Annotated in this window: 10 protein-coding genes and 1 pseudogene; 10 read left to right on the top strand and 1 reads right to left on the bottom strand. The window is 53.5% G+C overall.

Going from position 1 to position 10586, the window contains the following annotated elements:
* The 10 genes and pseudogenes from HP459_RS17130 to HP459_RS17085 form a co-directional block, all read left to right on the top strand.
* Positions 1–155 (top strand): annotated as a pseudogene (locus tag HP459_RS17130) (sugar ABC transporter substrate-binding protein); the annotation flags it as partial.
* 21 nt (positions 156–176) lie between these two features.
* A complete protein-coding gene (locus HP459_RS17125; protein WP_022648300.1) occupies positions 177–1058 on the top strand; it encodes a carbohydrate ABC transporter permease in 882 nt (293 codons plus the stop codon).
* A complete protein-coding gene (locus HP459_RS17120; protein WP_003856865.1) occupies positions 1045–1887 on the top strand; it encodes a carbohydrate ABC transporter permease in 843 nt (280 codons plus the stop codon). The genes HP459_RS17125 and HP459_RS17120 overlap by 14 nt, the downstream gene beginning before the upstream one ends.
* Before the next feature lie 28 nt (positions 1888–1915).
* Positions 1916–2968 carry a zinc-binding alcohol dehydrogenase gene (locus tag HP459_RS17115; RefSeq protein WP_015570403.1) on the top strand — a complete coding sequence of 351 codons (1053 nt, stop codon included), beginning with the start codon at positions 1916–1918 and terminating at the stop codon, positions 2966–2968.
* Between the two features lie 17 nt (positions 2969–2985).
* Positions 2986–3774: a sugar phosphate isomerase/epimerase gene (locus HP459_RS17110; protein WP_023300245.1), complete on the top strand. Its 789-nt coding sequence runs from the start codon at positions 2986–2988 to the stop codon at positions 3772–3774.
* An 11-nt stretch (positions 3775–3785) separates the two neighbouring features.
* Positions 3786–4844: a Gfo/Idh/MocA family protein gene (locus HP459_RS17105; RefSeq protein WP_063146378.1), complete on the top strand. Its 1059-nt coding sequence runs from the start codon at positions 3786–3788 to the stop codon at positions 4842–4844.
* Positions 4838–7117: a glycoside hydrolase family 65 protein gene (locus HP459_RS17100; protein ID WP_045308905.1), complete on the top strand. Its 2280-nt coding sequence runs from the start codon at positions 4838–4840 to the stop codon at positions 7115–7117. Before HP459_RS17105 ends, HP459_RS17100 begins: the two co-directional genes overlap by 7 nt.
* Positions 7107–7772, top strand: a complete 666-nt coding sequence (gene pgmB, locus HP459_RS17095; RefSeq protein WP_022648295.1) for a beta-phosphoglucomutase — start codon at positions 7107–7109, stop codon at positions 7770–7772. Before HP459_RS17100 ends, pgmB begins: the two co-directional genes overlap by 11 nt.
* 13 nt (positions 7773–7785) lie before the next feature.
* The gene (locus tag HP459_RS17090) at positions 7786–8868 is read left to right on the top strand and encodes an ABC transporter ATP-binding protein (RefSeq protein ID WP_171936527.1); all 1083 of its coding nucleotides are present in this window, start codon (positions 7786–7788) and stop codon (positions 8866–8868) included.
* A gap of 66 nt (positions 8869–8934) precedes the next feature.
* Entirely contained in the window at positions 8935–9849 is a 915-nt protein-coding gene (locus HP459_RS17085; protein WP_023300241.1) for an OmpG family monomeric porin, read from the top strand.
* 33 nt (positions 9850–9882) lie between these two features.
* On the opposite strand, the gene HP459_RS17080 is transcribed toward HP459_RS17085, so the two are convergent.
* Positions 9883–10586: substrate-binding domain-containing protein (locus HP459_RS17080; protein ID WP_171936526.1), on the bottom strand; the 704-nt coding region annotated here is incomplete at its 5' end.

The raw sequence follows: 10586 nt of genomic DNA, 5'->3' as shown, positions 1-10586 counted from the left end.
CCGTGGGCGACAAGAACTTTACCCGCATGGGAGATGTTACCGGGTCCGGCATTATCAGTTCCATGGTGCATAACGTGACGGTGGGACAAAAAGATCTCAGTGCGACGTTAAGCAACAGCCAGAAGAAACTGACTGACCTGATATCACAACGATAGGAGCGCTTTGCGAAGGGAATTATGAAGACGTTGTTTTCTGGTCGTTCAGATATGCCTTTCGCCATGCTGCTGTTGGCCCCCAGCCTGATTTTGCTGGGGGGCCTGGTGGCCTGGCCAATGATTTCTAACATTGAAATCAGTTTTTTACGTTTACCGCTGAATCCGCGTATTGATGCGGTGTTCGTCGGTCTGGATAACTACATTCGCATCCTGGGCGATGCTGCGTTCTGGCACTCCCTGTGGATGACGTTCTGGTATACGGCGCTGGTGGTGATCGGCAGCACCGGACTGGGGCTGGCCGTAGCGATCTTCTTTAACCGTGAATTCCGCATGCGGAAAACGGCACGTTCACTGGTGATACTGTCCTATGTGACGCCGTCTATTTCACTGGTATTTGCCTGGAAATACATGTTCAACAACGGCTACGGAATTGTGAACTATCTTGGCGTTGATCTGCTGCATCTCTACGATCAGGCGCCGCTGTGGTTCGATAACCCTGGCAGCAGTTTTGTCCTGGTCGTGCTGTTCGCCATCTGGCGTTACTTCCCATACGCCTTTATCTCGTTCCTCGCGATTCTACAGACCATTGATAAATCCTTGTACGAAGCGGCAGAGATGGACGGGGCGAATGCCTGGCAGCGTTTTCGTATCGTGACGTTGCCCGCCATCATGCCGGTGCTGGCCACGGTGGTCACGCTGCGCACCATCTGGATGTTCTACATGTTTGCGGATGTTTATCTGCTCACCACCAAGGTCGACATTCTGGGCGTATATCTCTACAAAACCGCCTTTGCGTTCAATGACCTGGGTAAAGCAGCCGCCATTTCCGTTGTGCTGTTTGTGATCATATTCGCTGTCATTCTGCTGACCAGAAAAAGGGTAAACCTCAATGGCAACAAATAAACGCGTTCTGGGCCGTATCGGTTTTTATCTGGGACTGGCGGTATTCCTGATTATCACGCTGTTTCCGTTTTTTGTGATGCTGATGACATCGTTCAAAAGCGCGAAAGAGGCGATCTCACTGCACCCGACTATCCTGCCGCAGGAGTGGACGTTACAGCACTACATCGACATCTTTAACCCGCTGATTTTCCCGTTTGTGGATTATTTCCGTAACAGCATGGTGGTGTCGCTGACCTCCTCGGTCATTGCGGTGTTTCTCGGTACGCTGGGCGCTTATGCGTTATCCAAACTGCGCTTTAAAGGGCGCACGACGATCAATGCGAGCTTCTACACCGTCTATATGTTCTCCGGGATCCTGCTGGTAGTGCCGCTGTTCAAAATCATCACCGCGCTCGGCATTTATGACACCGAGCTGGCGCTGATCATCACCATGGTGACGCAGACGTTGCCGACTGCGGTCTTTATGCTGCGCAGCTATTTCGACACTATCCCGGATGAGATAGAAGAAGCCGCGATGATGGACGGCCTGAACCGCCTGCAAATCATCTTCCGCATCACCGTGCCGCTGGCGATCTCGGGTCTGGTGTCAGTCTTCGTTTACTGCTTCATGGTGGCGTGGAATGACTACCTGTTCGCCTCCATTTTCCTGTCCAGCGCCAGCAACTTCACGTTGCCGGTGGGGCTGAACACGCTCTTCAGTACGCCAGATTACATCTGGGGTCGCATGATGGCGGCATCGCTGGTGACGGCACTGCCCGTTGTCATTATGTATGCCCTGTCTGAACGTTTTATTAAAAGTGGTTTGACCGCCGGCGGCGTAAAGGGCTGAGGCGGCCGATTTTAACAAGGAGTGAGTCATGAAAAAATTAGTTGCGACAGCGCCTCGTGTAGCGGCGCTGGTGGAATACGAAGATCGTCCTGTTGCAGCACATGAAGTGAAGATTCGTGCCCGTTATGGCGCCCCGAAACACGGCACCGAAGTTGTGGATTTCCGCGCGGCAAGCCCGTTCATTGATGAAGAGTTTAACGCCGAGTGGCAGATGTTTACCCCACGTGAAGAGGGGGCAGCACGCGGCATCGAATTTGGTAAATTCCAGCTGGGAAACATGATCGTCGGCGACATCATCGAATGTGGTGCGGACGTAACGGAATACCAGATCGGCGACAGCGTTTGCTGCTACGGTCCATTGCAGGAAACGGTCATCGTCAACGCGGTGAACAACTATAAGCTGCGCAAAATGCCGCAGGGCGCATCCTGGAAAAACGCTGTTTGTTACGATCCGGCTCAGTTCGCCATGAGCGGCGTGCGTGATGCTAACGTCCGCGTAGGGGATTTCGTTGTAGTTGTCGGGCTGGGCGCTATTGGCCAGATTGCGATTCAGCTGGCGAAAAAAGCTGGCGCGTCAGTGGTTATTGGTGTCGATCCTATTGAACATCGCTGTGAGATCGCCCGCCGTCACGGTGCAGACCACTGCTTGAACCCAATCGGTACCGATGTCGGTCTTGAAATTAAGAAACTGACCGGCAAGCAGGGCGCGGATGTTATCATCGAAACCAGCGGCTTTGCAGATGCGCTGCAATCTGCGCTGCGCGGACTCGCCTACGGCGGCACGATCTCTTACGTGGCTTTCGCCAAACCTTTTGCGGCAGGCTTCAACCTGGGCCGCGAAGCACACTTCAACAACGCGAAGATTGTCTTCTCCCGCGCATGCAGTGAACCCAACCCGGATTATCCACGCTGGAGTCGCAAGCGTATTGAAGAGACCTGCTGGGAATTGCTGATGAACGGTTATCTCAATTGTGAAGATCTGATCGACCCGGTCGTCACCTTCACCACCAGCCCGGAAAGCTACATGAAGTATGTCGATCAGCACCCGGAACTCAGTATCAAAATGGGCGTTACTTTTTAAGCTAAGGACAGCAAATCATGAAAATCGCAACACAAAACCAGGCCTTTTTCCCGACCACTATCATGGAAAAATTCAAATACATCAAAGCGATGGGATTTGATGGCTACGAAATAGATGGCCGGCTGCTGGTTGAACATCTCGACGAAGTGAAAGCCGCTATCAAAGCCACCGGTCTGCCGGTTACGACGGCGTGTGGCGGATACGATGGCTGGATCGGGGATTTCATCGAAGAACGCCGCCTGAACGGTCTCCAGCAGATTGAACGCATTCTGGAAGCGCTGGCAGAAGTGGGCGGCAAAGGGATTATCGTCCCGGCTGCCTGGGGGATGTTTACCTTCCGTCTGCCGCCAATGACTTCGCCACGTAGCCTGGATGGCGATCGCAAAGCGGTCAGCGCTTCCCTGCGCTGGCTGGATGAGGTAGCAGCGCGCACCGGTACTACCGTCTACCTGGAGCCGCTGAACCGCTATCAGGATCATATGATCAACACCCTGGCCGACGCGCGTCGTTACATCGAAGAGAACGGCCTGAAGCACGTGCAGATCATCGGTGATTTCTACCACATGAACATTGAAGAAGACTCACTGACGGAAGCGCTACATCACAACCGCGATCTGCTGGGTCATGTGCATATTGCTGATAACCACCGCTATCAGCCGGGCAGCGGCAGCCTTGATTTCGCCAGCCTGTTCGGTCAGCTGCGTGCTGATAACTATCAGGGTTATGTGGTGTACGAGTGCCGGGTTCGTGCCGACGATCCGGCTCAAGCCTATCAGGACTCACTCAATTACCTGCGTGAATGCTAAGGATGACGAGCGTGATGAGTGCTTCTACACCTTTGCCTCTGCGCGTCGCCATCATTGGCGCCGGGCAGGTTGCAGACAAAGTGCATGCCTCGTATTACGCCACGCGCAGTGATGTTCAAATGGTGGCTGTCATGGACAGCCGCCTTGAGCAGGCACAGGCGTTCGCGGAACGTTATGCCATTCCAACGGCATGGCAGGACGCTCACGAGATGTTGCAGAAAGTAAAACCGGATGTGGTGAGCATCTGTTCGCCTAACCGATTCCATTTTGAACATGTGATGGCGGCTCTCGAAGCGGGTTGCCATGTGATGTGTGAAAAGCCGCCGGCAATGACGCCGGAACAGGCCGACCAGATGCGCATCGCGGCGCGCAAGGCAGGAAAAGTCCTTGCGTATGATTTTCATCATCGCTTTGCCCTGGACACCCAGCTCCTGCGCGATGCGGTAATGAACGGCACACTCGGTGAAATTTACTTCACTTCCGCGCAGGCGCTGCGTCGCTGCGGTGTGCCGGGGTGGGGCGTTTTCACCAATAAATCGCTCCAGGGTGGCGGGCCGCTTATCGATATCGGCATTCATATGCTGGATGCTGCGATGTACGTGTTGGGCTTCCCGGCTGTGAAGCGGGTAACCGCGCACAGCTTCCAGAGACTGGGGAACCGGAAACACAACGGTCAGTTTGGCGAATGGGATCCTACGCAGTTTACCGTGGAAGATGCCCTGTTTGGCACGATTGAATTCTGCAACGGCGGCGTTCTGCGTCTGGACACCTCCTTTGCGCTTAACATCCGCGAGCAGTCCATCATGAACGTCTCTTTCTGCGGTGAAAATGCAGGCGCAACGCTGTTCCCGGCGCATATCTATAACGACGAAGCCGGTGTTTTAGAAACCCTTTTCCATCGTGAAGAGGCGGACGATCAGCGCCATCTGCGCAGTATGGATGCCTTCGTGCGTCATGTGCTGGGAGAGCACGTTATGATCGCTGACGCAGAACAGGGTCTGGTTATACAACAGCTTGTTGCCGCGCTTTATGAATCAGCAGAAACAGGGGAAAGCGTGACATTATGCTGAACGTGTCTGTATTAAACGATCCGGGCTTTTGTCCTCACAGCCTGAACAAATATGCCTCTGTCATGACATGCGGGAATGGATACATGGGCATTCGCGCTACGCATGAAGAAGATTACACCCAGCAGACCAGAGGCATGTATCTCGCGGGGCTTTATCATTGCGCGGGTCGCAACGAGACTACTGAGCTGGTCAATCTGCCGGATATCACCGGTATTGATGTTGAGCTTGATGGCGTCAATTTCACGCTCCTGTCAGGCGAAATTCTTGAATGGCAGCGCGAGCTGGCCTTTGCTAACGGCGAACTGCATCGCAACGTTGTCTGGCGTGCACCCGACGGGAAACGTTATCGGCTGGAGAGCCGTCGTTTTGTTTCGCTGGACCAGTTGCCCTTAGTGGCAATGCAGTTCTCGATCACACCGCTTGATGGCGACGCTCAGGCCGTGCTGAAAACCGGCATAGATGCGACACAAACGAACAGCGGCAGACAGCATCTGGATGAAATCTCGGTCAGGATCTTTGACCAGCACTACATGCAGGGCGTGTATGAAACGCAGGACCGTGCATCTGAGGTTGTGGTTTCGGCGTATTGCCAGCTCTCGACGAAAAGCGACAGCTGTTTCACCGCCAAAAACCGCCGTCTCAGCGTGCATCATTCGCTGACGATTGTTCGGGGTGACACTGTCACGCTTGAGAAGATCGTCTGGGTGGCTCATCGTAGCGAGAAAGCGCTGTCGCAGGAGTCATTCGCGCGCAACGCGCTGGCCGATCTTAAAGTCTGTGCGGCAAGAGGTTATGAGGCGTTGCTTGAAAGCTCAGCGTATGCCTGGAAAGATGTCTGGCGCGACGCACGTGTGGAAGTGACTTCCACAGAGCAACAGGATCAGCAGGCGCTGGATTACGCCGTCTGGCATCTGACGACAATGACGCCTGCTCATGATGAGCGAAGCAGTATTGCGGCGAAAGGGCTGACGGGTGAGGGGTACAAGGGGCACGTCTTCTGGGATACCGAAATTTTCCTGCTGCCGTTCCATCTGTTTACCCGCCCGCAGATTGCCCGCAGCCTGCTACGCTATCGTTGGCTTAATCTGGCAGGCGCACGGGAAAAAGCGCGCCGTAACGGTTGGCCGGGTGCATTGTTCCCGTGGGAAAGTGCGGCCAGCGGACAGGAAGAGACGCCAGAATTCGCGGCAATCAACATCCGCACCGGGGTTCGCCAGAAGGTGGCTTCCGCACTCGCTGAACATCACATCGTGGCTGATATCGCCTGGGCCGTGGTCGCTTACTGGCAGGCAACACACGACGATGCCTTTATGCGGAATGAGGGGCTGACGCTACTGATGGAAACCGCTTCGTTCTGGATGGGACGCGCGACGGAAATCAATGGTCGTCTTGAGATCCATGACGTGATCGGGCCGGATGAATACACCGAGCATGTCAACAACAACGCCTACACCAACTATCTGGCCTGGCACAACGTTGCCTGCGCGCGTCAGTTTATGGCGATGTTTGGCCGTGAAGATGCGCGTTTTACGGAGAATGCCGGGAAGTTCCTGGCGCGCCTGTGGCTGCCAGAGGCCGACGCAGACGGTGTGATCCCGCAGGATGATACCTTCATGGCAAAACCTGCCATCGATCTGAGCCGCTATAAAGCCAAAGCGGGTAAGCAAACCATTCTGCTTGATTACTCTCGCGCGGAAGTGAACGAGATGCAGATCCTGAAGCAGGCCGATGTGGTGATGCTTAACTACCTGCTGCCGGAACGGTTTACGCCGCAGCAATGTGCCGCCAATCTGGCGTTCTACGAGCCACGCACGATTCATGATTCATCCCTGAGTAAAGCCATTCACGGCATTGTGCTCGCACGCTGCGGTGACACCGAGGGGGCGTATGCCTTCTGGCGTGACGGTATCGCCATCGACCTGGGGGACGACCCACACAGCAGTGATGACGGTATTCATGCCGCCGCCACCGGTGCGATCTGGTTGGGCGCTATTCAGGGGTTTGCTGGCCTGCACATTAGCGAAGGGGAGCTGCATCTTGCACCGAAACTGCCTGTTCACTGGCAGAAACTCGCCTTCCCGCTGCGGTGGCGGGACGCAACAATGCACATTACCTGTGAAAATGACCAGTTAACCATTGAGACTACCGCACCTGTCACGTTGACGCTGTGGGGTAAAACGCTGCACGTATCAGGGCGAAAAGTCTGCGCGCATAAGGACTTTCTTGCACCTGTTAATGGGACCGCTACCACGGAGGGGCGCCATGACGCTTAACGCTGTTGTATTCGATCTGGACGGGGTGATCACCGATACCGCGCATCTTCACTTTCTGGCCTGGCGCGCCGTGGCGGAGGAGATTGGTATTACCTTCGATGAAGTATTTAACGAACAGCTGAAGGGAATAAGCCGTATGGACTCCCTCCAGCGCATTCTGAAACATGGCGGGAAAGAGGGGATGTTTAGTGACGAGCAGCGCCTGGCGCTGGCAACGAAAAAAAACGCGCTTTACGTCCAGTCGCTGGCATCACTGACGCAGGATTCGCTGCTCCCGGGTATTCGCGACGTGCTGGCGGATATTCGCGCCGCGAAGGTCAAAATTGGGCTGGCATCCGTATCGCTTAATGCCCCTGGGATTTTGCACGCGTTGGGTATTCATCAGGCTTTCGATTTTTGCGCCGATGCTTCGCGCATTTGCCGCTCAAAGCCGGACCCGGAGATCTTCCTTGCAGCCTGTAAAGGACTGAACGTGCGTCCTGAAGAGGCCATTGGTATCGAAGATGCCGCCGCAGGGGTAGATGCGATCAACGCCGCAGGAATGCTGTCGGTCGGGATTGGGCCTGGCCTGAACCATGCGGGATTACAACTTCATTCAACGCAGGAACTGACCTGGGAACGCCTGACGGCGTTCTGGGCATCCCGGGCGTATTGATAAGGAATTAATAATGGCTCAACTGTCTCTGAAACACCTTCAGAAAATCTATGATAACCAGGTCCACGTGGTTAAGGATTTCAATCTCGAGATTGAAGATAAAGAATTTATCGTCTTCGTCGGTCCATCGGGCTGTGGGAAATCCACGACGTTGCGAATGATCGCCGGCCTTGAGGAGATCAGCGCAGGTGAACTGATTATTGACGGGGTTTGCATGAATGATGTTCCCGCCAAGTCCCGTGATATCGCAATGGTCTTCCAGAACTATGCGCTCTATCCGCATATGACGGTCTACGACAACATGGCGTTTGGTCTGAAGATGCAAAAAATAGCACCTTCCATCATCGAAGAACGTGTTAGCTGGGCGGCCCAGATCCTGGGTTTACGCGACTATCTCCAGCGTAAACCTGGCGCATTGTCAGGTGGTCAGCGTCAGCGCGTGGCGTTAGGCAGGGCGATAGTGCGTGAAGCAGGGGTCTTCCTGATGGATGAACCGCTGTCAAACCTCGATGCCAAGCTTCGTGTACAGATGCGCGCTGAAATCAGCAAGCTGCACCAGAAGCTCAACACCACCATGATTTACGTGACGCACGATCAGACGGAAGCCATGACGATGGCGACCCGTATTGTGATTTTAAAAGACGGCATCATTCAGCAGGTGGGCGCGCCGAAGCAGGTTTACAACGAGCCGGCGAATATGTTCGTTGCAGGCTTTATTGGTTCACCTGCGATGAACTTCATTCGTGGCGCGATCGACGACCGATACTTCGTGACGGAAACGCTGCGTCTGGAGATCCCGGAGGAGAAGCTGGCCGTACTGAATGCGCAAGGTTACCAGCGCAAAGCGGTCGTCTTTGGGATCCGTCCGGAAGACATTCTCACGCTACAGCGCAGCGGTGAAAACATCGCGGCGAAGATCAGCGTCGCTGAGCTGACTGGGGCAGAATTTATGCTGTATGCCAACTTGGGCGGGCATGAACTGGTTGTCCGTGCGGGAGCGGCGGATGATTACGTTGCAGGAGATAATATCGGCATCCAGTTCGATATGAGTAAGTGCCATTTCTTCGATGCTGATACTGAAGCAGCTATTAGATAAGAAAGGTATTCGCCGGAAATGAAAGTTTCCGGTTTTTTTGTATGTTAATTATAAAGGAATATTTTAATGAGTACTCTACTAAGAAGTGCTGCGCTCGTTCTGTGCGCAGGGGTAAGCTGCGCGCAAGCAACAGAGTCAACCAAACAGTGGGAATTTAATATTGGTGCCATGTATGAAATTGAAAACGTCGAAGGTCAGGGCGACGATAAAGATGGATTATATGAACCTTCCGTGTGGTTTAACGCCACGTATGATGCGTGGACAATTTCACTGGCGATGTATCAGGAAGGCCCGGTTGATTACAGCAGCATGACGCGCGGCACCTATTTCGATCGTCCTGAATTTGAATTACGGTATCGCTTCATTGGCACAGAGGATTTTACGCTGGGTCTTACGGGCGGTTTCCGTAATTATGGATATCATTTTAAAGATGAGCACGGTGCGAAAGACGGTAGTGCTAATATGCAGCGCTATAAAATTCAGCCTGACTGGGATGTGAAATTAACAGATGACTGGCGTTTTGGCGGTTGGTTTGCCATGTACCAGTTTGCGAATGACCTGGGAAAAACCGGTTATTCTGACAGCCGCGTCGAAACGGAAACCGGATTTACCTGGACAATAAACGAAACCGTCTCTGCAAAAGTTAACTACTATTTAGAGCGTGGCTTCAATATGGACAGTTCACGTAATAACGGTGAATTCTCCACCCAGGAGATTCGTGCCTACCTGCCTGTTTCATTAGGCCAGACAACGCTTACACCTTACACCCGTCTGGGGCTCGATCGCTGGTCAAACTGGGACTGGCAGGACGATCCAACTCGTGAAGGACATGACTTCAATCGACTGGGTCTGCTCTATGCTTATGACTTTGCGAATGGCCTTTCCATGACGCTCGAGTATGCTTACGAATGGGAAAATCATGACGAAGGCGAGAGCGACCGCTTCCACTATGCGGGTGTCGGCGTCAATTACGCGTTCTGATGACGTTATACCAGGGGCGTTTGCCCCTGGTTTTTAGCGTAACGAAGTTGCATCTGAAAAATGTGTTTCAACCAATACCTTATGCGGCGCAGGTTTATCCGCAATGCACCTGAACAACAAATCGCAGCTCTCTTCGCCCAGCTTTTTCGTGGGGATATCAAAGCCGCCTGGTGCAGGGGTTAAAATGAGAGATAGCATCGGGTCGCTGTATCCTGCCATTGCGACCTGTTCCGGGATCGCCAGATTTAGCGCATCCGCGGCACGATAAAGACTCAGCAATTTCATGCTGTCAGTCGCAAAAACCGCATCGGGCGGGTTGTCTGAGGAGAGTAGCTGGCAGGCCGCCTGAAGCGCGCTTTCATGGGTATAGCCGCCATCGATAACCCAGGTCGGGTTAATTTCGATGCCGTGTTTCTCAAGGCTGAATTTATAACCCGCCAGGCGATCGATAGAGACGTGATAATCGAGCGGGGCATGCAGGCAGGCAATTTTTGTGCGGCCATGCGTGATAAACGAGTCTGTTAATATGGCGCTGTCGCGGAAATTATCCGTGTCGACAGAATAGATATTCTGGTAATTTCCTTCCACTTTACCAATGACGACCACGGGCACACCGTATTCATCCAACGTCGAGAAAAACGACTCGTTCGCCGGCGAGCTTAGCATGATGATGCCTTTGATCATCTTCTGCTTTATTTTACCCACGCATTTTTGCAGATCATCTTCACTGCTTTTGG

It is taken from the genome of Enterobacter sp. CM29, assembly GCF_013179605.1.
Taxonomy (GTDB): Bacteria; Pseudomonadota; Gammaproteobacteria; order Enterobacterales; family Enterobacteriaceae; genus Enterobacter; species Enterobacter intestinihominis.
The sequence above is the reverse complement of the archived record's forward strand: the minus strand, read 5'-3'. Positions and strand labels throughout refer to the sequence as shown.